Origin of the sequence: Chryseobacterium scophthalmum (assembly GCF_900143185.1) — a bacterium.
GTDB classification, from domain to species: Bacteria; Bacteroidota; Bacteroidia; order Flavobacteriales; family Weeksellaceae; genus Chryseobacterium; species Chryseobacterium scophthalmum.
On record NZ_FSRQ01000001.1, the window covers coordinates 137766 to 162275 of the forward strand.

The 24510-nt window shown below is 35.1% G+C and carries 19 protein-coding genes; 15 read left to right on the plus strand and 4 right to left on the minus strand.

The features are described from left to right. Positions 1 to 117 precede the first annotated feature (117 nt). Both BUR17_RS00645 and BUR17_RS00650 read left to right on the plus strand, forming a co-directional pair. Entirely contained in the window at positions 118 to 4482 is a 4365-nt protein-coding gene (locus tag BUR17_RS00645) for a CusA/CzcA family heavy metal efflux RND transporter (protein WP_074228086.1), read from the plus strand. Between the two features lies 1 nt (position 4483). Next, a complete protein-coding gene (locus tag BUR17_RS00650; RefSeq protein ID WP_074228087.1) occupies positions 4484 to 5737 on the plus strand; it encodes an efflux RND transporter periplasmic adaptor subunit in 1254 nt (417 codons plus the stop codon). Between the two features lie 114 nt (positions 5738 to 5851). Here the strand turns inward: BUR17_RS00650 and BUR17_RS00655 are convergent, their stop codons facing one another. After that, positions 5852 to 6748, minus strand: a complete 897-nt coding sequence (locus BUR17_RS00655) for a helix-turn-helix domain-containing protein (RefSeq protein WP_074228088.1) — start codon at positions 6746 to 6748, stop codon at positions 5852 to 5854. 162 nt (positions 6749 to 6910) lie between these two features. Between BUR17_RS00655 and BUR17_RS00660 the strand changes: the two genes are divergently transcribed. From BUR17_RS00660 to BUR17_RS00685, 7 genes are read left to right on the plus strand one after another with little or no spacing between them, the layout of a single operon-like run. Next, the gene (locus BUR17_RS00660) at positions 6911 to 7762 is read left to right on the plus strand and encodes an aldo/keto reductase (protein ID WP_074228089.1); all 852 of its coding nucleotides are present in this window, start codon (positions 6911 to 6913) and stop codon (positions 7760 to 7762) included. Between the two features lie 28 nt (positions 7763 to 7790). Continuing rightward, positions 7791 to 8945 carry an aldo/keto reductase gene (locus BUR17_RS00665; protein ID WP_074228090.1) on the plus strand — a complete coding sequence of 385 codons (1155 nt, stop codon included), beginning with the start codon at positions 7791 to 7793 and terminating at the stop codon, positions 8943 to 8945. A gap of 13 nt (positions 8946 to 8958) precedes the next feature. Continuing rightward, positions 8959 to 9942 (plus strand): aldo/keto reductase, encoded by a 984-nt coding sequence (locus BUR17_RS00670; RefSeq protein WP_074228091.1) that lies wholly within the window; start codon positions 8959 to 8961, stop codon positions 9940 to 9942. A gap of 5 nt (positions 9943 to 9947) precedes the next feature. Next, complete coding sequence (locus tag BUR17_RS20925) at positions 9948 to 10307, plus strand: hypothetical protein (RefSeq protein ID WP_228418563.1); 360 nt, start codon at positions 9948 to 9950, stop codon at positions 10305 to 10307. Continuing rightward, positions 10235 to 10687 (plus strand): carboxymuconolactone decarboxylase family protein, encoded by a 453-nt coding sequence (locus BUR17_RS20930; protein ID WP_228418565.1) that lies wholly within the window; start codon positions 10235 to 10237, stop codon positions 10685 to 10687. Before BUR17_RS20925 ends, BUR17_RS20930 begins: the two co-directional genes overlap by 73 nt. A gap of 17 nt (positions 10688 to 10704) precedes the next feature. Next, positions 10705 to 11805, plus strand: coding sequence for an alpha/beta hydrolase (locus tag BUR17_RS00680; RefSeq protein ID WP_074228092.1), 1101 nt, complete (start codon positions 10705 to 10707; stop codon positions 11803 to 11805). Beyond that, the gene (locus BUR17_RS00685) at positions 11806 to 12288 is read left to right on the plus strand and encodes a (R)-mandelonitrile lyase (RefSeq protein WP_074228093.1); all 483 of its coding nucleotides are present in this window, start codon (positions 11806 to 11808) and stop codon (positions 12286 to 12288) included. An 83-nt stretch (positions 12289 to 12371) separates the two neighbouring features. Here the strand turns inward: BUR17_RS00685 and BUR17_RS00690 are convergent, their stop codons facing one another. Beyond that, positions 12372 to 12998: a chloramphenicol acetyltransferase gene (locus BUR17_RS00690; protein WP_074228094.1), complete on the minus strand. Its 627-nt coding sequence runs from the start codon at positions 12996 to 12998 to the stop codon at positions 12372 to 12374. Between the two features lie 132 nt (positions 12999 to 13130). Between BUR17_RS00690 and BUR17_RS00695 the strand changes: the two genes are divergently transcribed. Beyond that, positions 13131 to 13697, plus strand: a complete 567-nt coding sequence (locus BUR17_RS00695) for a Crp/Fnr family transcriptional regulator (protein ID WP_074228095.1) — start codon at positions 13131 to 13133, stop codon at positions 13695 to 13697. 17 nt (positions 13698 to 13714) lie between these two features. On the opposite strand, the gene BUR17_RS00700 is transcribed toward BUR17_RS00695, so the two are convergent. Next, positions 13715 to 14191 carry a GNAT family N-acetyltransferase gene (locus tag BUR17_RS00700; protein ID WP_074228096.1) on the minus strand — a complete coding sequence of 159 codons (477 nt, stop codon included), beginning with the start codon at positions 14189 to 14191 and terminating at the stop codon, positions 13715 to 13717. 9 nt (positions 14192 to 14200) lie between these two features. Beyond that, positions 14201 to 14650, minus strand: a complete 450-nt coding sequence (locus tag BUR17_RS00705) for a GNAT family N-acetyltransferase (protein WP_074228097.1) — start codon at positions 14648 to 14650, stop codon at positions 14201 to 14203. A gap of 262 nt (positions 14651 to 14912) precedes the next feature. Between BUR17_RS00705 and BUR17_RS00710 the strand changes: the two genes are divergently transcribed. The 5 genes from BUR17_RS00710 to BUR17_RS00730 all read left to right on the plus strand — a co-directional run bounded on the left by BUR17_RS00710 (position 14913) and on the right by BUR17_RS00730 (position 24286). Further along, positions 14913 to 16289: a rhamnogalacturonidase gene (locus BUR17_RS00710; protein WP_084550494.1), complete on the plus strand. Its 1377-nt coding sequence runs from the start codon at positions 14913 to 14915 to the stop codon at positions 16287 to 16289. A gap of 47 nt (positions 16290 to 16336) precedes the next feature. After that, positions 16337 to 19141, plus strand: coding sequence for a glycoside hydrolase family 2 protein (locus tag BUR17_RS00715; protein WP_228418567.1), 2805 nt, complete (start codon positions 16337 to 16339; stop codon positions 19139 to 19141). 2 nt (positions 19142 to 19143) lie between these two features. Next, positions 19144 to 20421, plus strand: coding sequence for a rhamnogalacturonan acetylesterase (locus BUR17_RS00720; protein WP_074228099.1), 1278 nt, complete (start codon positions 19144 to 19146; stop codon positions 20419 to 20421). 280 nt (positions 20422 to 20701) lie between these two features. Continuing rightward, a complete protein-coding gene (locus BUR17_RS00725; protein WP_074228100.1) occupies positions 20702 to 23473 on the plus strand; it encodes a glycosyl hydrolase in 2772 nt (923 codons plus the stop codon). Positions 23474 to 23482: 9 nt separating this feature from the next. Continuing rightward, positions 23483 to 24286 carry a lacto-N-biose phosphorylase central domain-containing protein gene (locus tag BUR17_RS00730; protein WP_074228101.1) on the plus strand — a complete coding sequence of 268 codons (804 nt, stop codon included), beginning with the start codon at positions 23483 to 23485 and terminating at the stop codon, positions 24284 to 24286. Positions 24287 to 24510 lie beyond the last annotated feature (224 nt).

Here is a 24510-nt window from a genome sequence, read left to right on the forward strand (position 1 = left end):
AGGAAAACTTTGCAATATCATTGCATGGTATTCTTAGTCATTTTTGCATTTCAGGAATGCATCAATTATTTGATGCAGGAAAGAGATTGCAGGTCAATAAAAATTAAATAAAATTCTATGTTAGATAAAATCATAAAATTTAGCATCAAAAACAAGATTGTCGTTGGGATAATGACTTTGTTGCTGATAATTTGGGGCGTTTGGAGCGCAACCAGATTACCGATTGATGCTGTACCCGATATTACCAATAATCAGGTGCAAATAATCACGGTTTGTCCTACACTTGCAGGTCAGGAAGTAGAGCAGCTGGTTACTTTTCCCATTGAGCAAAGTATTGCCAATATTCCGGACATCCAGGAAACAAGAAGTATTTCCAGATTTGGATTATCGGTTATAACCGTTGTTTTCAAAGAAGATGTTGATGTATATTTTGCGCGTCAACTTATCAGTGAAAAATTAAAAGAAGCTGCAGAAGAAATCCCAAAAGGCATCGGAACTCCTGAATTGGCTCCCGTAAGTACCGGTTTAGGCGAGGTTTATCAGTATATTTTGCATCCTAAAAAGGGAAGTGAAAACAAATATTCTTCTCAAGAACTGCGAACAATGCAGGACTGGATTGTGAGAAGACAGCTTAATGGAACACCGGGAATAGCGGAAGTCAATAGTTTTGGCGGTGAGTTGAAGCAATATGAAGTCGCTATTGATCCTAACCGACTGAAAGCGATGGGCGTAAGTGTGACTGATATTTTCACCTCATTAGAAAAAAACAATCAGAATACAGGAGGAGCTTATATCGATAAAAAACCGAATGCCTATTTCATCCGTGGAATTGGCGTTGTCGCTTCTCTTGAAGATATAAAAAACATTGCTGTAAAGAACAACACAGGCAGTGTTCCGATTTTTATAAAAGATGTTGCCGATGTAAGATTGGGAAGCGCAGTACGTTATGGAGCAATGACGTTTGACGGAAAAGTTGACGCAGTAGGAGGGATTGTAATGATGCTTAAAGGAGCCAACAGTAATGAAGTGGTGAATTTGGTAAAAGAAAAAATTCCGACGATTCAAAAATCTTTACCCAAAGATGTCGTTATCGAACCATTTTTAGACAGAACGGATTTGGTAGGAAGAGCCATCAATACTGTCGAAAAAAACCTGATAGAAGGTGCATTGATTGTCATTTTTGTTCTTGTGCTATTTCTTGGGAATTTCAGAGCCGGATTAATCGTTGCTTCTGCAATTCCATTAGCATTGCTTTTTGCACTAGGAATGATGAATGTTTTTGACGTAAGTGCAAACCTGATGAGTCTTGGAGCAATCGACTTTGGGCTGATTGTAGACGGTGCAGTCATCATTGTAGAAGCTACACTTCACCATTTAGGACTCAGAAAATCGACTCAAAAACTGACTCAAGCAGAAATGGATGAAGAAGTTTTTCTTTCCGCTTCAAAAATAAGAAACAGCGCAGCTTTTGGCGAGATTATTATTCTCATCGTTTACATTCCTATCTTAACTTTGGTTGGAGTAGAAGGTAAAATGTTTACACCGATGGCAAAAACAGTAGGTTTTGCGATTTTAGGAGCTTTGATTTTATCATTGACTTACATCCCGATGATGAGTGCTTTATTTTTATCTAAAAAACCTTCCACAAAAGAAAATTTTTCAGATAAAATGATGCGCAGATTGCAGAATATTTACCAGCCGTTATTACAGAAAGCGCTGCGTTTAAAATATATTTTAGTTTCGGCTACAGTCGCTTTATTTGCAGTCAGTATTTTTATATTCAGCAGAATGGGAGGCGAGTTTATCCCACAATTGCAGGAAGGAGATTTTGCATTTCACTGCATTTTGCCACAGGGAAGTTCGCTTACTCAAAGTGTAGAAACATCGATGCAGGCATCAAGAATTATAAAACAGTTTGATGAAGTGAAAATGGTTGTAGGAAAAACAGGTTCCGCCGAAGTTCCTACCGACCCGATGCCACCGGAAGCAACGGATATGATTATTGTTTTAAAACCACAAAAAGAATGGAAAACAAAGAAATCTTATGATGAATTAGCAGATGAAATCTCTGAAAAACTGGAAAATATTCCTGGTGTTTTCTTTGAGAAAAATCAGCCGATACAAATGCGTTTCAATGAATTAATGACCGGAATTCGTCAGGATGTTGCGGTGAAAATTTTTGGTGAAAACCTAGATTCTCTTGCGATTTATGCAAATAAAGTCAATAATGTAATTCAATCGGTGGATGGTGTAACTCAACCTCAGATTGAACGCGTTAGTGGACTTCCGCAAATTAACGTAGAATATGACAGAACAAGAATGGCAAACTACGGATTGAATATTGAAGACGTGAATAATACGCTAAGTACAGCTTTTGCAGGAAAAAGTGCGGGATTGGTTTTTGAAAATGAGAGACGTTTTGATTTGGTTGTTCGTTTAGACAGCCTTCACAGAACCAATATTGACGATGTGAATAATCTGATGATTTCCACCAATTCAGGAAATCAGATTCCGCTTTCGCAGGTTGCTAATATCAGTTACAAACTCGGTCCTGCGCAGATAAGTCGTGAAGAAGGAAAACGTAGAATCGTAATCGGTTTTAATGTGAAAAACCGAGATGTGGAAAGTGTGGTGAAAGATATTCAGGCAAAACTGGATGATAAAGTAAAGCTTCCTTCGGGGTATTACTTTACTTATGGCGGACAATTCGAAAATTTGCAGGCTGCAAGTAAACGATTAATGATTGCTGTTCCGGTTTCTCTTTTATTAATTTTTATGCTGCTTTATTTTACATTTAAATCTTTAAAGCAAGCCGCATTAATTTTTACAGCGATTCCAATGAGTGCGATTGGTGGTGTTTTCGCATTGATTATTCGGGATATGCCATTCAGCATTAGTGCGGGGATTGGTTTTATCGCTTTGTTTGGAGTAGCGGTTTTAAACGGAATTGTTTTGATTGGAACTTTCAATCAACTGGAAAAAGATGGAGAAACTGATATTCTGAAACGTGTTTTTGAAGGAACTAAAACTAGGCTTCGTCCGGTTTTGATGACAGCATCAGTTGCGTCTTTAGGATTTCTTCCGATGGCGATTTCCACCGGAGCTGGTGCAGAAGTTCAGAAACCTTTGGCAACTGTTGTGATTGGCGGATTGATAACGGCAACTTTCCTTACTTTATTTGTTTTACCAATGCTTTACATTATTTTCAGCACAAAACTCAAAATAAAGAATATAAAAATGAAGCCTTTAACGACGGTGATTATTTTAGGTTTTTTATTGTTTGGACAAACATTGAGGGCTCAAACGACAAAGACTCTGTCGGTAGAAGAGGCGACAGAAATAGCGCTGAATAATAACTATTCAATAAAATCTAAAGACTTAGATGTTAAAGTTTCTGAAAGCCTGAAACCAACGGCAAATGAACTTCCTAAATTGAGTTTCAATGCACAATTGGGGCAATACAACAGTCCGAAATTTGACCAGTCGTTTTCCATTTCGCAAAGTATTCCGTTTCCCACTTTATTTAAAGCGAGAAAAGAATTGATTGCGCAGGAAATAAAAGGAAAGCAAATCAATAAAGAAATTACGGTTAATGAATTGGCGAAACAAGTAAGAACGTATTTTTATCAAATTGAATATCTGCATTATAATCAAAACAAACTGTTGAAACTGGAAGGTCTTTATCAGGATTTTATCAGGATTGCAACCGTAAGATTTAATGCGGGTGACATCAAAAAAATAGAAATAAGTACCGCAGAAACCCAGAAAGGGGAAATCAATTTATTATTAAATCAGAATAAAATTTATCTTAATAATGCCTACAAAAATTTAAAAACCCTTCTGAATACCGATGATGATATTCAGATTACTTTTAATAAAAACTATGAACCTTTGAAAGCAGAATATGTTCTGGACAGCACAGCTATTGCCAATCATCCTACTGTAAAGGCTTTTTATCAGGAAATGGAAATTGCCGATAAGAATAAAAATGTTGAAAAATCACAAGGTTTGCCTGAATTTACTTTAGGCTATACCAATCAGTCGATTATAGGTTTTCATACGTTGAATGGTCAGGAAAAATATTATGATGCAGGAAACCGCTTCAGTGTTGCAAGTATCGGAGTTGCGATTCCGTTGACTTTTGGAGCGACCAAAGCACGAATTCAGTCTTTAGAATATCAAAAACAAATGGCAGAATCGAATGCAAAACAGCAACAAAAACAATTGACCGCTCAGTTAGAAAATGCATTAAACCAATATCAGCAATACATTCAGCAATATCAATATTACGTTGACCAGGCTTTACCCAATGCCGAAAAAATCGTTAAAGCAGGGCAACTTGGTTATAAAACCGGAGAAATCTCTTATGTTGAATATTTATTTGCTTTGCAGACTGCAACCAATATTCAGCTGAAATACCTAGAGTCTATACAACAGGTCAATCAGTCTGTAATCATCATTAATTCTTTAATCAACAAATAAAATGAAACGAAATATCATCTATATCATCCTTACTTTTATTTTCCTCGTAAGCTGTGGGAAAAAAGAAACAACTTCAGAACCTGAAGGAGAAATTAAGACAGAACAAACCGAAGAACACGGCGAAGAAGCTCCTCAAACGATTGCAAGTCTTACCGAAGAGCAAATAAAAAGCGTGGGGGTTACTTTAGGAAAAATTGAATTAAAAGAACTGACTTCCACGATTAAAGCGAATGGTACATTAAGGGTTCCAAATAATAATAAAGCGACCATCACTTCGATGTATGGCGGAATTATAAAGACTTTGAATGTTCAGATTGGGGATTTTGTAAAAAAAGGACAGGTCATCGCATCGATAAGTAATCCTGAATATATCCAATTACAAGAGCAATTTCTTACAGTGAAAAGCAGAATTGCGTTTGCCGAGCATGAATACAGAAGACAAAAAGAATTGTTCGATAATGATGCAGGTGCAAAGAAAAATCTGCAGAGTTCTGATGCCGAACTGAAAACTTTAAGAACGCAAAAATCATCTTTACAAAGACAGCTTCAGATTATGGGAATCAACCCTGCCAATGTGAATAATGGTAATTTACGTTCAGGTTTGGTCATCACATCGCCAATTAGCGGAACGGTGAGTAATATTTCTGCGCAGATAGGAAGTTACGTGGATATTTCATCACCGGTTGCTGATGTGATTGATAACGGTTCTCTGCATCTTGATTTACAGGTTTTTGAAAAAGATTTACCAAAAATGAAAGTCGGGCAAATTGTTCATTTTAAACTGACTAACAACCCGGAAACAGAGTACGATGCAAAAATATTCAGCATCGGTTCATCTTTTGAAAACGAAAGCAAAACCATTTCTGTACACTGTTCTGTCACCGGAAATAAAGCCGGATTAATCGACGGAATGAATATCACCGGAATTGTAAGTCTTGATAAAAGTACGACACCGGCTGTTCCGAATGAAGCTATTGTAGAAGCAGACAGCAAATATTATATTTTTATTAAAACCAATAAAAAACCTGAAGAACACGCTGAAGAAAAAGGTGAACACGCACACGAAGAAAAAGCAAACCAAAAAGAATCTAAGACAGTCAATTTCGAAAAGATTGAAGTTGTAAAAGGTTCTTCCGATATGGGATATACGGCAATTATTACCGTTAACGAAATTCCTGCAGATGCATCTGTGGTTACAAAAGGTGCCTTTTTTGTGAATGCCAAATTATCAAATTCAGGCGACCATGCGCATTGATTGTAAAACTATAATTCTGTGACTAAAAAAAGCAACATCCAAATTTATGGGTGTTGCTTTTTCTATAAATGATGCTCAAAGTTGGTTCAATTTATTTTAAAATATTTTTGAGCTTTAATTTAAATTTCTAAATTCATTAGGCGTTACACCAGTTCTCTGTTTAAAAAGTCTAATAAAATGTTGCGGATATTTGAATCCCAATTCGTAAGCAATTTGACTTATCGATTGGTCAATATTAAAAACCCTTTCTTTCGCTACATCGATTATTTTATTCTGAATATATTCCTGAGCAGTTTTACCGGTTTCTTTTTTTATTAGATCCCCGAAATAATTGGCAGATAAATGCAATTGATCTGCGCAATAAGCAACAGAAGGCAATCCGACAGAATAAGGTTTATCAGATGAAAAATAGGTATTCAATAAATGTTCAAATTTTTCTAAAAGTCCTTTGTTTACATTTTCGCGGGTGATAAACTGGCGGTCGTAAAAGCGTTCACAATAATTAAAGAACAATTCAATGTTAGATGTGATAAGTTTTTTACTGTGTTTATCTACAGATTGTTTCAATTCATTATCAATAATACCAAAAAGATCAAGAATTAACTGACGTTCTTTGGCTGAAAGATGAAGCGCTTCATTGGTATTATAGCTGAAAAAATGATATTCCGAAATTGCTTTTGCCAAAGAAGTTCCTTTAATTAGATCCGGATGAAAAGCAATTCCGTGTCCTGTCGGTTGGTATAGATCTGTTTTATTCTCTACATCCAGAATCTGTCCCGGAGAAACGAAAACCAAAGTACCTTGCTGATAATCGTAAGTTGCGCGGCCATATTTTAAATCACCACATTTTACATCCTTCAAAAAAATACAGTATAAGTTAAAGTTCATTTTAGAGCCGGTTCTTGGGTGAGCTTTAGAAAAATCAATAATGCTTACCAAAGGATGCAAAGTCTCATGATTATTAAACTGATTATAATCGTCGACCGTTTCAAAATTAACTACTTTACTCATGATTTTATCTTTTGATAAAGCGAAATTACATATTAAAATATTCAAATTAAAGCCATTACAGCATTATCGGTAATATTGGTTATAAATGCAGTAATATGTATACCAACAAGTTTATTATCAATTGGGAACTTTGCATAACAAACGTTCAAATACAATTAAAAGATGTACAATATAACATTAAACAACGGATTACAGATGCCTGTTTTGGGCTTTGGGGTCTTTCAAATTCCCGATCCTAAAGAATGTGAACAGGCAGTTTTGGATGCCATCGAAACAGGGTATAGATTAATTGATACGGCCGCTTCTTATCTTAACGAAGAAGCCGTAGGTAAAGCGATAAAAAATAGTAATATTCCCAGAGAAGATCTTTTTATCACGACGAAACTTTGGGTTCAGGATGCAGGTTACGAAAATACATTGAAAGCGTTTGATAAGTCTTTGAAAAATCTTCAGCTGGATTATTTAGATCTATATCTTATTCATCAACCTTACGGAGATGTATTCGGTTCTTGGAGAGCTATGCAGGAGCTCTATTTTCAAGGAAAAATAAGAGCAATTGGGGTTGCCAACTTTCATCCTGACAGAATTGCTGATTTAATTGCCAATAGCGGATTTGTTCCGGCAATCAATCAAATAGAAACGCATCCTTTTCACCAGCAAATAGAAACTCAAAAGTTTTTAGAAGAAAATAAAGTACAAATTCAATCTTGGGGACCTTTTGCTGAAGGCAAAAACAATATTTTCCAGAATGAATTATTAAGTGAGATTGCTCATAAATACAACAAAACTGTAGCTCAGGTAATTCTACGGTGGTTGGTTCAGAGAAATGTTATTGCTATTCCGAAATCGGTTCGTAAAGAAAGAATGGCTGAAAATTTTAACATTTTTGATTTTGAATTAACGAAAGAAGATGTTCAGACTATTCAAGCATTAGATACAAATGCAAGTTTATTTTTTGATCATCGAGATCCGAATATGGTCAAATGGTTAAGCGAAAGAAAATTGGACGTTTAAAACATTATTTCACCAAAAAATATTAAGAATGAATCGCAGAGATATTTTAAAAGCTGTTGGATTAGCTGCTGCAGGTACTGCATTATTACCTTTTGACTCCTTAGCTAAAGCAGGAAGTCAGCAACTAAACAATTTTCAAAACGAAAGCTTCAAGGATGTTCTTAGCAGTCGCAGAAAATTAGGGAAATCACTGGAAGTTTCTGCTATTGGATTAGGAGTTCAGAATATGAGCCGAACATATCAAACTACAATCCCAAACCGATCAGAAATGCATAATATCATCCGAAAAGCATTTGATAATGGCGTTACATTGTTTGATACCGCAGAAGCTTACGGTCCTTTTGAAGTGGAGAAAATTTTAGGTGAAGCGGTATCTTCTTTTCGTGATAAAATAGTAATTGAAACAAAATTCGGATGGAATATTGATCAAAAGACCGGTCAGCGTTTACTGGGTCTGAACAGCAAACCAGAGCATATAAAAATGGTGGTGGAAGGAATGCTGAAACGTTTGCGTACAGACCGTATCGATTTGCTTTATCAGCATCGGGTTGATCCTGAAGTGCCCATTGAAGATGTTGTAGGAACTATAAAAGATTTAATGAAAGAAGGGAAAGTATTGCATTATGGACTTTCAGAACCAGGCGTTGAAACGTTAAGGCGAGCACATTCAATTCATCCTGTTACAGCGATTCAAAATGAATATTCGTTATTATGGAGAGGGTCTGAAGAAACTATTCTCCCGCTTTGTGAAGAACTGGGAATTGGTTTTGTTCCGTGGAGTCCTTTGGGTGTAGGATTTTTAACAGGGGCGATTGATGCAAATACGGGTTTTGCTCCCGGAGATATACGCAGTGGTGAAAGTCGTTTTTCAAAAGAAAACCTTCCTAATAATTTGGCTTTGATAGAAGTACTTAAAAAATGGGCAACAAAGAAAGATGCAACTCCCGGACAAATTTCCCTGGCTTGGCTATTGGCTCAAAAACCTTGGATCGTACCCATTCCGGGAACAACACAAATGGCACATATGCTGGAAAATCTAAAAGCTGAGCAGGTGAAATTTACAGCCAATGAATTAAAACAATTCAATACAGAAGTTGATGCCGTTAAAATATTAGGCGAAAGATTACCGGCAAACGTTTTACAGTTTTCAAATGTGGAAGTGCCTTTAAAAAAGAATAATTAAAAAAGTAAGAAAAATGGAAAAAAGAATATTAGGAAAAAATAAATTAGAAGTATCTGCATTAGGTTTAGGATGTATGGGATTGAGTTTTGGATATGGAAAGCCTACCGAAAAACAGGATGCCGTACAATTAATTAGAGCTGCTTATAAACAGGGAGTCACTTTTTTTGACACTGCAGAAGTTTATGGACCTTATACCAATGAAGATTTGCTAGGTGAAGCACTCGAACCATTTAGAAAAGATGTGGTGATTGCTACTAAATTTGGTTTTAAAAATGCTAAAACAGATCTAGGAATGGATAGCCGACCGGAAACTATAAGAGCGGTTGCTGAAGCATCATTGAAAAGACTGAAAACCGACGTCATCGATTTATTTTATCAGCACAGAGTTGACCCAAATGTTCCGATTGAAGATGTTGCAGGAACAGTGAAAGAACTAATAGAAGAAGGAAAAGTAAAACATTTTGGGTTGTCTGAAGCAGGAGTACAAACAATTCGTAAGGCAAATGTCGTTCAACCTGTAACTGCTTTACAAAGTGAATATTCATTATTTTATCGTGAAGCTGAAAATGAAATTATACCAACTCTGGAAGAACTGGGAATTGGTTTTGTGCCTTTCAGTCCACTCGGTAAAGGTTTTTTAACGGGAGCGATCAATGAAACCACTCAGTTTGAAAAAGATGATTTCAGAAATATTGTACCACGATTTTCAGAAGAAAACCGTAAAGCTAATCAAGCATTGGTAGATCTATTGAAATCAATTGCCGTAGAAAAAGAAGCTACTCCTGCACAGATCGCTTTATCTTGGTTATTGGCGCAAAAACCCTGGATCGCTCCAATTCCTGGAACGACAAAACTACACCGCTTAACAGAAAATCTTGGCGGAGCATCAGTAGAATTAACCGCAGGTGATTTGAATAATATTGAAAAGGCTGCCGAAAAAATAAAAATTGTAGGAGAGCGCTATCCTCAACATTTACAGAAAAACGTTGGAAAATAATAAACATGAAAAGTTTAAAATTAATTCTAACAGTATTACTGATAGGAACTTCAATGTTTCTCAATACTCTAAAAGCCCAGCAAATGGCAACATCTAATTCACAATTAAATTCAAAAGACAGAAATATAATTACCATTTCATCTTTTACAGCACAGGGGAAGCTGACTGAACTGAAAGATGCCTTAAATTCAGGTCTTGATGCCGGATTGACTATGAATGAATTAAAGAAATGCTCGTTCATTCCTATGCATATTGTGGTTTTCCCAGAAGTATCCGAGGTTTGCAGACCTTTATGGAAGTCGTTGAAGAACGAAAAGCAAAAGGGATCAAAGATAATGAAGGAGCTGAAGCTTCGCCAATTGTAAATAAGAAAAGTAAATATGAGAGAGGCAAAGACATATTGGGGAAACTTTCCGGAACACCACAAGCCTATAAACTTTCCGGATATTCTGCTTTTGCACCTGCCATCGATACATTTTTAAAAGAACATTTGTTTGCAGACATATTTGAAAGAGATGTGCTGACTTACGCCCAAAGAGAATTGGTCACCATTTCAGTAATCACTGCCATTGGCGATGCAGATCCGATGCTTCGATCACATTTAGGAATTTCATTAAATGTGGGTTGGTCACCTGAACAGTTGAATGAATTCATCACAATGATCACTCCCACGATCACTAAAGAAAAATCAACAGCAGCTTCGATGGTTTTAAAAGAGATTTTAAAAGATCGAATATCCAAATAAATTGTAAAAATTAAAAAATGAAAAAAATAATAATTTCAATAACGATATTGACGACAGCTATAATAAACTTCAGTATTAATGCACAAACGAAAAATATTGACCAGACAAAAAAAGTGAAAATAAAAAAAATCGAAATAGTCACTCGCAATAATCCATTCGGTTTGGTTTATGACGGGGCAATTACAGAAAACGTATCAGGAAAAGTAAACATCCATCACGTAAATTATAAATTAAAAGGAATTGACATTGCTGCCAATGTTTATACTCCCGCAAATTATGATGAGTCAAAAAAATATCCGGCAATAGTTATCGCACATCCCAATGGCGGTGTGAAAGAGCAGACTGCAGGTTTGTATGCACAGCGTTTAGCAGAGATAGGTTACATAACAATTACAGCTGATGCAGCTTATCAAGGAGCAAGTGGTGGAGAACCCAGACATACCGATAATCCTGCATACCGAACTGAAGATATTCATGGGATGGTAGATCTTATCAGCCAATATAAAGGTGTTGATGAAAACCGGATCGGTGCGCTTGGAATTTGTGGCGGTGGTGGTTATACTTTAAAAGCTTCACAATCTGATAAGAGAGTAAAAGCCGTTGTTACTTTAAGTATGTTTAATTCTGGCGAAGTAAGACGTAATGGTTTTCAGAATTCGGGATCAAATACAATACAGGAACGTTTAAAACAAGCTTCTGATGCAAGAGCGCAAGAAGCTGCAGGCGGTAAGATCATCTATTCAGGAGTAGCAAAAATTACAGATGAAGAGATTGAAAAAACTTCAACAGATCTTTATCGTGAAGGCTATATTTATTACTATCGGACCAATGCACATCCCAATTCAACTTTTCTTTATCCTACAAGCAATTTATTAGACTTAATGACTTGGGATGCAACTGCAAATATGGATTTGATCGATCAACCCCTTTTGATGATCGTAGGAAGCAAAGCCGATACGAAATATATGACCGATGAAGCTTTCCCAAAAGCTATCAATGCAAAAAGCAAAGAACTATTTATTATCGATGGTGCTACTCATATTCAAACTTACTGGAAACCGGAATATGTAAATGAGGCAGTTGCAAAATTACTGGAATTTTATTCTAAAAATTTATAAATGAAATACTTACAGTGTATTACGATCTTAAGCAGTTGTTTATTGATGCTTTCAACTCATAATTTTAAATCTCAAACTCAAAAAACAAATGAACCTGAATTTAAAACTCTTTTTGAGAAAGGTGAAAAGCTAAACAGCGAAAATTTCACAGGAACGGCTTATCTTAAAATGTTGATCACAAATGACAAGGAAAACCCTGTAACTGTAGGAAATGTCACTTTCGAAGCAGGAGCAAGAACCAATTGGCATTTACATCCTGCAGGTCAGATCCTTCTGGTTACTGATGGAACCGGCTATTATCAGGAAAAAGGGCAGCCAAAGAAAATTGTGCGAAAAGGTGATGTTATAAAATGTCTGCCCAATGTAGAGCATTGGCATGGAGCAAGTGTTGACAGCCATTTTTCTCATTTGGCAATTAGCAATAATGATAAAGGCTCGGTAGTTTGGTTACTTCCGGTGAGCGATGAGGTTTATCATAAATAATTAATGTATTTTATACTAACTTCAATATTAAAAACATCGTCTGCAAATTTCACAGACGATGTTTTTTGTTATAATTATTGAAATTATATTTCATTCATCAATTCCTGAAATTTTTCAGCAAACGATCCGATATGAAAACCGTCCATCAATCCGTGATGCGCATGAATAGAGACAGACATCAATTTTTTACCATTATTTTCAGTTACTTTACCAAATGAAATTTTGGGACAACTGTCCGGAAATGTAAAACTTCTTGCATGAGAAAGTGACGTGAAATCAAACCACGGAACAGCAGAAAAATGAATGACATTTTCTCCCGAACCTGCAGGAATTAAACCTTTAGATTGCTGTACCCTTGCAATTTCTTCTTTTGCATTTTGGTTAAATAATTCTTCGTTTTTATCATAATCCATATAAGAAAAACCAAAGGTTTCATCGGGTCTGTTGATGGTTGCAGAAGCATTGATCTGATCAAACAGATACACTTCTTTATCAATAATTCTATAACGGAAGTTTTCTATTGCATTGGCAGCTTTTAAAGACCTGTATAAATAATAAAGGAAAAAAGAGTTTCCTTTTGCTTTCGCTTGTTGATAGGCTAAAGTACAGTCGATCGTAATGGTTACTCCAAAAAAAGGTTCTTCAAATTTTGAAAAAAATAGAAAATGTTCCTTTCTTTTCCAGTCCTCTTGCTTTATAAGCTGTTTCATATTTTATTAAATTTTATATTAAAAATTGATGAGAATCACTAATTTTATTTCTCAGCAGTATTGTGTATTTTTCTGCCGCAAATTTCAACCTATATAAAAAATCCCGAAAGGACATTTGTCCCGAATAAAAATATGTTACGCACAAACCAGACATTTTTAGATTTTATCACAAAACTTTACGAGAAACAGGAGCGAAAAGAAGATGTGATCTTGAAACAGTTTACAAAAGGAGAAAGACTTTTGATGCAGAACGACAAATCGACCAAAGTCATGCTGATGAAAGAGGGGATCGTAAAATGTTATTTCAGTGAAGAAAACGATAAAGAATTTATTCTTGAGTTTTTAGGGAAAGGCGAAATTCTTGGTGAGATAGAATGCATTAGAAATATTCCCTGTTTATGCAATATCGAGGCGATGACCGATGTTTCGGTGTATGCGTTGTCGGTTCCTTATTTTCGCGAACTTTTAAAAAATAATTTAGAACTCAATGCTTTGCTTGTCGATGCTTTTGCAGAGCGAATTGTGAATACTTCAAAGCGAGCCTCTTTCCAGCAATTATATACGGTTGAGCACAGTTTGCGGAAGCTTTTTGAACTTCAGTCAAAACAGGACATTCAGCTTTCCAAGGAAGATTTGGCAGCGTATTTGGGGATTTCGGTAAGAAGCCTGAACAGAAGTTTGAAGAACCTGGCAGAATAATTTTAAGAATTATTAATTTACAAACCTTTGTATTTCATTAAAAGATCACTTGAGTTTTCAACTTGCTGAATTTGCTCAAAACCGGCTTTTAAATAAAAATTTTTAGCTTGTAAATTGTCTACAGATACTTCAAGAAAGATTTCCAGACTACCATATCGTTTCTGGGCTTTTTTTATAGTTGAACGAACTAAATTCAACCCGATGTTTTTTCCTTGAGATCCTTTTTGAACATACATTTGATAAATGTTTCCGGTGTTTTCATTGCTCTTTACAAAAGTGCATATTCCAATCAGTTCATGATGTGCAAAAGCACCATGTACAAACTTATTGGCTGCTTGATTTTCAATATCGTATTCTAATGTAAGTTTTTCTACATTCAAAGTTTCCTGATAGGTTGCAGAAAAAGCTTCCGGAAATTCTTTTAAACTTTCCAAACGGATTTTTCGGTACGCTTTACTTTCGTCTGGCAAAAGGTTTCGGTATTCAATAAGCATAAAAAATAATTAAACTTCAATCTGATAAATTCTAGATTCTTCTTCCCACGGATGATACCCTTGTCCGATATATTTGAAACCATATTTTTCGTAAAATCCAATATGATCAGTACATAAATTCAGATATTTAAATCCAAAATCTTTGGTATCTTCTTTAGCTTTATTCATCAAAAGTTCACTGTAATGATTTCCTCTGTGATCTTCGTTAATAAATAGAGCACAAACCCACGGATACAGATCCATTCTGCTGATAAAATCATTGGTAATTAATCCGCCGCAACCAATAATTTCTTCATCTTTTTCTAATAAATACCACTGAGGTAGAGATTGCTCTGCATCAATACTATTCGATATACAGTTTTGATAAATAATTGGCGAAATTTCAGACCAGCTTTTCTGGAAATATTCAATTGCTTTTTCTTTATATTCGGGATTTTGTCTTACTGAAATTATTTTCATGATTATTTATTTTCAACTTCATTTAATAAAAGAAGTAAACTTACTGAAAACTCATCTAATTTGAAAGCTTGTTAAAGTCAAAAGCATCTTAAAAACTTCCAACATGAAAGAGCAGGATGCTGTAAAGTCTCGAAATGTATATTTTTATGAAAATGAAATGAAAGAATAATTTTCTTTAATGAATGAAAATTATTTTACTGATTTTTGTGTTTTTTTAACAGCTATTCACAAGGATCAGATCATACAGCAATATAAATACATTATGAAATTTCCAAATACATCCAAATTCATTGGGTCTCTCTTGATTCTCGCTTTATGCTCAACCGGACTAAAAAGTCAGGACAAATTCCCCGACGGAACTGTAATTCCGAAATGGTTTAAAGAAAACAAACCTACAGACATCAGTAAATTAGGTAAGAAATATATTATCACAGATTTTGGCGTAAAGAATGACAGTACCATTCTTCAGACAAAACAACTTCAGAATATCATCGATGAAGCTTCAAAAAATGGTGGTGTAATTGTCGTACCCAAAGGGACTTTTCTTATCAGTTCAATCTTTTTTAAACAAGGAACCCATTTACATTTGGAAAATGGAGCAAAATTAAAAGGAAGCGATGATATCAACGATTTTCCGGTGGTGACAACAAGAATGGAAGGACAAACCGTAAAATACTTTCCAGCTTTAATCAACGCAGACGGATTGGATGGTTTCACAATTTCAGGAAAAGGAACATTGGATGGTAACGGACTTCGTTTTTGGAAATCATTCTGGAAAAGACGCGAATGGAATCCTAAATGCACCAATATGGATGAAATGAGACCAAGAATTATCTACGTTTCCAATTCGAAAAATGTTCAGGTTGAAGGAATTACGATTAAAAACTCACCGTTTTGGAGCACTCATTATTATAAATCACATTTCGTTAAATTACTAAATCTAACGATTCTTGCTCCGAAAGAACCTGTAAAAGCACCAAGCACAGATGCGGTTGATATTGATGCGTGCACGAATTTCCTGATTAAAAATTGCTATATGTCGGTTAACGATGATGCGATTGCGTTAAAAGGAGGAAAAGGTCCGAAAGCTGATAAAGACCCTAATAATGGAGAAAACAGAAATATTTTAATCGAAGATAACTCTTTTGGATTTTGCCACAGTGTTTTGACTTGCGGAAGTGAATCGATTCACAATTACAACGTTGTTTTACGCAATTCTACAGTGAAAGATGCTTCAAGGTTATTACACTTAAAAATGCGCCCAGACACGCCACAACATTACGAATATCTTACGGTGGAAAATATTACAGGAAACGTAAAAACTTTCCTTTATGTAAAAGGCTGGAATCAGTTTTTTGATTTAAAAGGCGAAGAAAGACCGAGAAAAGGTTTGGCTAATAATATTACCATCAAAAACATCGATTTAAGTTGTGAAACAGCGTTTTCTATTGAAAAATCAGATTTGTTTGATTTGAAAGATTTCACTTTAGAAAATTTCAAAATCAAAGCCTTAAAACCTGAAATGCAAAACCTTAATTATATTCAAAACTTAAAACAAAAAAATATTAAGGTGGAGCAAGTTGCTTCTCTTACGCAATCTTACGATAAAAAAGACGATTCCGATATTGCTGCAAAATGAGTTGTTTTTCCAAAATATTCGTTCTTTTATGTTTATGCTTTCAATTATTGCATTCTCAATCTAAGGAAATTCAATTCCTGAGCGGGAAAGATTCTGAGCATACCAAAGAATGGGATTTTTGGATAAACGGTGGACGAAAATCAGGAATCTGGGATAAAATTAAGGTTCCCTCTCAATGGGAACAGCAGGGTTTTGGCTCATACAATTATGGACGCGATTATGTCACCTACGGCAAAAATTTTAAATTCAATGATGAAGTAGGTTTGTACAAACACCAATTTTCAGTTCCAAATTCCTGGAAAGGAAAAACCATCAACATCGTTTTTGAAGGCTCAATGACCGATACCGAAGTGAAGATCAACGGAAGATCAGTCGGAGCTATTCATCAAGGTGCGTTTTATGAATTTAAATATGATATTTCAGACAAATTAATTTTTGGAAAAGAAAATATTCTTGAAGTCAAAGTTTCCAAAATGTCTGCTGATAAATCGGTTAATAATGCAGAACGCCTTGCTGATTATTGGGTTTTAGGAGGAATTTTCCGACCTGTTTATTTAGAAGCAACTTCAAAAGAACATATTTCCTGGACAGCGATTGATGCAAAAGCAGACGGAACTTTTCGTTCAAATATTCATTTAAAAGGAATCCAATCTGCCAATAATGTAAAGGTCGAAATTTTTGATGCTAAAAATAATTTGGTTGGCGAATCTCAGATTTCAATCCAAAAAAGTGATACTTTAAAACAGATTCAGTTTTCCGTTAAAAATCCAAAACTTTGGACGGCGGAAACACCGAATTTGTACAAAGCAAAATTCACTTTAAATAAAAGCAGAAAAACAATCTTTCAGTCCGACGAAAAATTCGGTTTTCGAACGATAGAAATCAAGAAGGGTGACGGCATTTATATCAACGGAACAAAGGTGAAAATGAAAGGCATCAATCGTCACGTTTGGTGGCCGGAAACGGGTAGAGCAGTCAATGAAAACATCGATTTAATGGATGTTCAACTCATCAAAGAAATGAATATGAATGCCGTTCGTTGTTCTCATTATCCACCCAATAAATCGTTTTTGAAAATTTGCGATTCTCTCGGTTTATATGTTTTGGATGAATTGGCAGGTTGGCAAAAAAAATACAGCACAGAAGTTGGCAAAAAGTTGGTGAAAGAAATGGTTACAAGAGATGCAAATCATCCTTCGATTATTTTTTGGAGCAATGGAAACGAAGGCGGACATAATTTTGATTTGGATGCAGAATTTGCAAAATATGATTTATCAAACCGTCCAGTAATTCACGCACATCACAAGCCAGGAAATGCTTTCAACGGAATCGACTGCAATCATTACGAAGATTATTACAGTACAAAAAAAATTCTTGAAGGTGAAAATATTTATATGCCGACCGAGTTTTTGCACGCTCAAGACGACGGCGGTGGCGGAACTTCTTTAGCCGATTATTGGGAACTTCACTGGAATTCTAAAAAAGGAGCTGGTGGTTTTCTCTGGGCGTTTGCGGATGAAGGTTTGGTGAGAACAGATTTTAACAATCAGATTGATGTGAACGCTATCAACGCTCCCGACGGAGTTTTGGGTCCACATCGTGAAAAGGAAGGAAGTTTTTATGCGATTCGGGAGATTTACAGTCCGGTAAAAATTGATTTGAAAACTTTATCAAATGATTTTAATGGAATCATTCCTATTGAAAACCGTTATCATTTTGCGAACTTAAATGAATGCCAGTTTGAATGGAAATTAGTTAAGTTTAAAACACCATTTTCATCAGAATCAGGATTTGATTTAGTTAAAATTAGAAAAGTAGAATCTCCAAATATTAAACCAACAGAGAAAGGAAATATAAATTTGAATCTTCCTCAAAACTGGAGAGAAAGTGAAGCTTTATTATTAACTGCAATAGATAAATTTGGAAAAGAAATTTATACTTGGACTTGGAAATTGAAGTCAAATGATGAAATTTCAAAACAATTTTCAAAATCTTTAATCCAAGAATTTCCAGTTTTGGTTGTAGAAAATGATTCATTATTTATTTTAAAATCTGACGAAAAAGAATTTACTTTTGGAAAAAAAGACGGGTTATTAAAAGCTGTTATTTTAGATAAAAAAGGCAAAAAAATGACCTTTAAAAATGGCCCTGTTTTCGTCAATGGAAAAATGGAATTATCATCCATAAAATCTTTTGCAGAAGGACAAAATCAACTGATTGAAGTCAATTATAAAAACAGAAACAAAATAATTTGGAAACTAAATCCAAACGGAATTTTAGAATTAAATTATGAATATTCTTTGTCTGGAGATTATCAATTTGCAGGGGTAAGTTTCGATTATCCTGAAAACTATGTCATCAATGCAAAGTGGCTCGGAAAAGGACCTTATTATGTTTGGAAAAACAGAACTCAAGGACAAACTTTTAATGTTTGGCAAAACTTAAAAAACTCAGCAAGAACCGGACAATCTCCGTGGATTTATCCTGAATTCAAAGGATATTTTGATGAGGTTTCTTGGTTACAATTAGATACAGCAGAAGGGAAAATAACAGTTGGAACAAAAGAGGAAAAAATGTTCGTCAGACTTTTTGATTTTTACGGAATCTACGGAACAGAAGGTTATCCGAAATTGCCGACAGGAAATATCTCATTTTTAGATGCAATCCCTCCTTTAGGAACTGTTTTGGCGTTTAATATTAATGATAAAACGGAAACTTTAGGACCTGAAAGCGAATTGAATCACTTAAATGGAAAGTTTAAAAGAACTTTATATTTCTATTTTGGATTGCCGGATTTGGGCGATGAAAATAAACAGTTTACAATGCCAAAAGAAAATATTTTAACGGATTAATAATGAAAAACGGGTTCTCTTTTTTAATAGTTTTAGTCTGTTCATTATATTTTGGGCAGCAAACCACTTTCAAGTTTGATTTTGGCGGAAACAGAGTCGAAAAAGGTTTCATTCCGATTACATCAACTTCAAAATTTGACAAAAAAATAGGTTACGGATTTATGGATATTTCTGGCTTAAAATCTGTTGATAACGGTGGAAATGCGTTGACGGGAGATTTTATTACAAGTGACAAGCCGTTCTATTTTTCTGTGGTTCTTCCTGAAGGAAATTATGATATTAAACTTAATTTAGGTGATATAAATGGTACTTCTGAAACAACAGTTCGTGTAGAAAACCGCCGATTGATGTTGAATGATATCAAAACTAAACAAGGCGAAATTGTCGAAAAACAAATCACTGTTCACGTTAAAGACAGCATTATTAAAAATCAAAACGGCGAAAAAATCGGAATTGTAAAATTAAAACCAAGAGAAAGAAAATATTTACATTGGGATAATTTGTTAACAATTGAATTCAATGATAAAGCTCCAAAGGTTTGCTCAGTCATCATTCAACCCAACAAAACGGCGAAAACTATTTATTTAACGGGAGATTCAACGGTTGTGGATGCGCAATATGAACCGTGGGCTTCGTGGGGACAAATATTACCGTATTTTTTCGTTCCGAATGAAGTGGTAATTGCCAATTATGCCGAAAGTGGAGAAACCTTAAAAGCCTTTGAAGACCGCCATCGAATCGATAAAATCTGGAATAAAATAAAACCGGGAGATTATTTGTTCATTCAATTTGGACACAATGACCAAAAAGCAGGAAACAGCACAAAATCCGGTTACAGAAAAAGATTAAAAGAGTGGATTTTAAAAGCCAAAGAATTAGGTGCAATTCCTGTTTTGGTAACTTCGATGAATCGCAGAGTTTTTGATGACAATAATAGAATAGTCAATACTTTAGACGATTTTCCTGATGCAATGCGGGAAACTGCAAAGGAAGAAAAAGTTGATTTAATCGATTTAAACAAATTAAGCAAAACATTGTTCGAAGCATTGGGACCTGAAAAAGCGAAGAAAGCATTTGTTCATTATCCCGCAAACGCTTATCCCAATCAACCGAATGCTTTGGCAGACGATACACATTTTAATCCTTACGGAGCTTATGAATTGGCGAAATGTGTAGTAAAATCTATCATTGACCAAAACTTGCCTTTAAAGAAATATATTTCAAAAATTGAGAAAAATTTTAACCCCAATAAACCCGATGATGTTGAGAAATTCCATTGACCCGAATCTATTTTTATGGAATCTTTAAAACCCGATGGAAATTAATGTTTAACTATAACTCGCTCCGTAGGAGCGAAATCTGTGTAGAACAAATAGTATGATAGAAAGAAGAGAACTCCGTAGGAGTTCAATCTTAAAAACTAATAAATTGGCTTGGAATAAGAATCATTAAGATAAGGCTAAAATCTTTATTTCTTAATGTTGAAATAAAACAAAAAACTTTAATTTTTTAAAACTTAAGTGCTTAAAACCTTTGTGGTTAAATTTAAAAGTTGAAAAAATGAAATTTAAAAATATCATAAAACTCAGCGTCATCTGTTTCGCCTTTGGAAATCTTTCCGCACAAAATCCCTGGCCAAAAACTACCGAGACCGCAAAACCGTGGACGCGTTGGTGGTGGATGGGAAGTGCCGTTGACGAAAAAGGTTTAGACAAACAATTGACAACACTTTCTAAAGCAGGTTTTGGTGGAGTGGAAATTGTCCCGATTTACGGTGCAAAAGGTTTTGAAAATAAATACATCAATTATCTTTCGCCAGAATGGATGAAAATGTTACAGTTCACGACGAACAAAGCAAAAAGCTTACAAATGGGTGTTGATATGGCGGTCGGAACGGGTTGGCCAATTGGTGGACTGCAAGTCACCGAAAATGACGCGGCGACCAAGATGATTGTTCAAAAGTACGAGATTCAATCAAATGAAAAATTTTCAGAAAAGATTGTTTTAAAGGACGGAAAACAGAAGAATTTAAAAACAATAAAGCTGGACATTATAACCGCTTACAATGAAAAAAACGAAGCAGTTGTTTTAACTGATAAAGTAAATGACGATGGCGTTTTAGATTGGAAATCAGGTTCTGGAAAATGGACAATCTACGCAGTTTTTATTGGTAAAACTTTACAAAAAGTAAAACGTGCAGCTCCGGGTGGAGAAGGCTATACTTTAGACCATTTTTCACCAAATGCCACAAAAGATTATCTGAAAACTTTCGATAAAGCTTTTGGAAATTCTAACTACGGAATCCGTTCTTTTTTCAATGATAGTTACGAAGTCTACAATGCAGACTGGACGGCTGATTTTAAAGATGAATTTAAGAAAAGAAGAGGATACGATTTTAGTCCATACATCAAATATTTGGTGAGTGATGAGGAAAGTGAGATTTCCGGCAGAATAAAATCAGATTACAGGGAAACGCTGAGCGAATTGATTTTAAACAATTTTACAAAAGATTTTACCAATTGGGCACATTCTAAAAACTCAAAAAACACCAATCAGGCGCACGGTTCGCCAGGAAATTTATTGGATTTATATGCTGCTGTAGATATTCCAGAATCTGAAACTTTTGGAAGTACAAAATTCGATATTCAGGGCTTGAGAAGAAATCTGGAAGATATTAACACGAAAGAAGTTCCTGATATCAATATGCTGAAATTTGCGTCTTCGGCAGCCAATATTACCGGAAAACCTTTGATTTCCAATGAATCGTTTACTTGGCTAACAGAGCATTTTAAAACGTCTTGGTCACAGGTAAAACCGGAAGCAGAGCAAATTTTTTTGTCAGGAATTAATCATCTATTTTATCACGGAACGACTTATACACCTGCAGATGTTAAATTTCCGGGGTGGTTGTTTTATGCCTCAACCAATTTTGTTCCTGAAAATAGTTTGTGGCCGAATATTAAAGGATTGAATTCTTACATCGAAAGAACTCAATCTGTTTTACAAAGTGGAAAATCAGATAATGAAATCCTGATGTACTGGCCGGTTTACGACCAATGGGCGAGTCCGAAAGGGAAAGATGTAGCATTCAAAATTCACAATATTGAAAAATGGTTGCATCCGACTGTATTTTATGAAAATCTTGAGAAATTAGGAAAATCAGGGTATTCTCTGGATATGATTTCTGATAAAATGATTTCTGAAGCGAAGTTTGAAAATCAGAATATTCAGGTTTCGAAAAATGGTGGTTCTTACAAGGTTTTAATTATTCCTCAACTGAACTATTTCTCTGAATCTACTTTAAAAAACATCCTGAATTTAGCTCAAAATGGAGCTTCTGTAATTTTTCAAAATGAGCCGAAAGATGTTCCCGGATTTTTTGAAGTCGAGAAAAGAAGAGGTGAATTACATTTTTTATTGGCTAAAATTCCTTTTCAACAAAATGGAAATCTAAAATCAGCAACATTCGGAAAGGGGAAAATTCTCCTGAGTTCTGATGTTGAAAACGCGTTGGAATTTTTAAAAATCGAAAGAGAAAAATTGACCGATACCGGATTGAAATTCGTTAGAAGAAAGTTTGATGGCGGGAAATATTATTATATTGTTAATCACACTTCAAAAGAAATCAATCAGTTTGTTCCTTTGAATTATTTAGGAAAACAATTTGCATTGATGAATCCTGAAAATGGCGATTTCGGAGTTGCCGAAATTCAGAATAATTCGGTGAAAGTTCAGCTAAAATCAGGAGGATCTTTAATTATAAAAGCTTCAGAAATTCCGGATAATTCAATTTCAAAATGGAAATATATTGAGAAAACTGATGCACCAATTGTTTTAGATCAAGCTTGGCAACTGAGTTTCAAAGAAGGTGGACCTGAACTTCCGAAGTCAAGATCAATTGAAAAGCTTCAACCTTGGACAAATTTCACAGAAGATGCTTCAACACAGAGTTTTTCAGGAACAGGAGTTTATACAACTTCATTTAAATTAAATAAAAAAGCAGACGATTTTGTGATGAAATTCGACAAATTGTTTGAAAGTGCAAAAGTCATCATCAATGGACAAGATGCGGGAATTGTGTGGAGCAATCCTTTTGAAATCAACATTGGAAAATATCTGAAAAAAGGGAAAAACACGATTCAAATTGAAGTATCTAATCTGATGGCGAACCGAATTCGCTTTATGGATCAAAATAAAATTCAATGGAGAAATTATCACGAAATTAATTTTGTGAATATTGATTATAAAGCTTTTGATGCATCGAATTGGAAAGTTCAACCTTCCGGTCTTGATGGAAATATTCAATTAATCCCAATCCATTATTCAAAATAAAAATTAATTATGGCTAAAAATATTATAAGATCATTCGTTGTAGGGACTTTGCTGACCGTCGGTTTTGCCAATGCTCAACAGAAACCGAAAGTTATTTTAGATAACTTTTTCAACAATGAGAAAAGAGAAAACAAAGAAACAAAAACCTTAGAATCTTGGCATTACACGTGGAATGATACCACCAACGGAGGGTTTTCTCTGTTAGGAGAAATCTTCCAAAAGCAAGGCGCAGAGATCAGCACTTTAACGACCGCTCCATCAAAAAATGACTTAAAAAATGCCAATGTCTACATCATCGTTGATGCGGATATCGACAAAGAAGCATACGGCGGAAAAGCGAATTTAGTCGATGCCAAATCCATTAAAAACCTCGTGAAATGGGTTGAAAAAGGAGGTGTTCTGGTTTTATTGAGCAATGACAAAGGAAATTCCGAGTTTGAAAATTTCAATAAGCTGGCAAATAAATTAGGAATTCATTTCAATGAAGACAGTTACAACCGAGTTCAGAAAAGAGAATTTGAGCAAGGAAAAGTAATGGTTCCCAAAGGAAACGAAATTTTCTCCGAACAGAAATTATATATGAAGGAAGTAGCGACAGTTTCCGTGAAAAGTCCAGCGAAAGAATTGCTCTCTGCGGAAGGCAAAAATATCGCAGCCATCGCAAAGATTGGCAAAGGAACCGTTTTCGCATTGGGCGACCCGTGGTGCTACAACGAATATATCGACGGGAAAAAACTACCTGCAGATTTCACGAATTATCAGGGGACTGAAGAATGGGTAAAGTGGTTGCTGAAGCAGACTTCTACGAAATAATTGAATTTGCGCAATCGGTTGAACTAAGGTCATTAAATTGATTTGGGCAGCTTTTTCCGCCCTCCGTTCCCGCTTTTTTGCTCGTCGTACCTCCTCGCAAAAAGAGCTCCACTCAGGTCGGGCTGCAAGAAATCGAGGAACGAGATTCATCGATTCAAAGTGAAAATAAAGCATTAGAGATAGATTCAATGCAAAAATCCTTGTCAAGGTTCAAAACCTTGACA

Excerpts from the sequence above, each read along its gene's own strand:
- BUR17_RS00660 (WP_074228089.1), top strand. The coding sequence starts at position 6,911 with ATGTACAATATAACATTAAACAACGGATTACAGATGCCTGTTTTGGGC.
- BUR17_RS00645 (WP_074228086.1), top strand. The coding sequence starts at position 118 with ATGTTAGATAAAATCATAAAATTTAGCATCAAAAACAAGATTGTCGTT.
- BUR17_RS00690 (WP_074228094.1), bottom strand. The coding sequence starts at position 12,998 with ATGAAACAGCTTATAAAGCAAGAGGACTGGAAAAGAAAGGAACATTTT.
- BUR17_RS00720 (WP_074228099.1), top strand. The coding sequence starts at position 19,144 with ATGAAAAACGGGTTCTCTTTTTTAATAGTTTTAGTCTGTTCATTATAT.
- BUR17_RS00730 (WP_074228101.1), top strand. The coding sequence starts at position 23,483 with ATGGCTAAAAATATTATAAGATCATTCGTTGTAGGGACTTTGCTGACC.
- BUR17_RS00655 (WP_074228088.1), bottom strand. The coding sequence starts at position 6,748 with ATGAGTAAAGTAGTTAATTTTGAAACGGTCGACGATTATAATCAGTTT.
- BUR17_RS00710 (WP_084550494.1), top strand. The coding sequence starts at position 14,913 with ATGAAATTTCCAAATACATCCAAATTCATTGGGTCTCTCTTGATTCTC.
- BUR17_RS20925 (WP_228418563.1), top strand. The coding sequence starts at position 9,948 with ATGAAAAGTTTAAAATTAATTCTAACAGTATTACTGATAGGAACTTCA.
- BUR17_RS00650 (WP_074228087.1), top strand. The coding sequence starts at position 4,484 with ATGAAACGAAATATCATCTATATCATCCTTACTTTTATTTTCCTCGTA.
- BUR17_RS00705 (WP_074228097.1), bottom strand. The coding sequence starts at position 14,650 with ATGAAAATAATTTCAGTAAGACAAAATCCCGAATATAAAGAAAAAGCA.
- BUR17_RS00685 (WP_074228093.1), top strand. The coding sequence starts at position 11,806 with ATGAAATACTTACAGTGTATTACGATCTTAAGCAGTTGTTTATTGATG.
- BUR17_RS00700 (WP_074228096.1), bottom strand. The coding sequence starts at position 14,191 with ATGCTTATTGAATACCGAAACCTTTTGCCAGACGAAAGTAAAGCGTAC.
- BUR17_RS00670 (WP_074228091.1), top strand. The coding sequence starts at position 8,959 with ATGGAAAAAAGAATATTAGGAAAAAATAAATTAGAAGTATCTGCATTA.
- BUR17_RS20930 (WP_228418565.1), top strand. The coding sequence starts at position 10,235 with ATGGAAGTCGTTGAAGAACGAAAAGCAAAAGGGATCAAAGATAATGAA.
- BUR17_RS00725 (WP_074228100.1), top strand. The coding sequence starts at position 20,702 with ATGAAATTTAAAAATATCATAAAACTCAGCGTCATCTGTTTCGCCTTT.
- BUR17_RS00680 (WP_074228092.1), top strand. The coding sequence starts at position 10,705 with ATGAAAAAAATAATAATTTCAATAACGATATTGACGACAGCTATAATA.
- BUR17_RS00695 (WP_074228095.1), top strand. The coding sequence starts at position 13,131 with ATGTTACGCACAAACCAGACATTTTTAGATTTTATCACAAAACTTTAC.
- BUR17_RS00665 (WP_074228090.1), top strand. The coding sequence starts at position 7,791 with ATGAATCGCAGAGATATTTTAAAAGCTGTTGGATTAGCTGCTGCAGGT.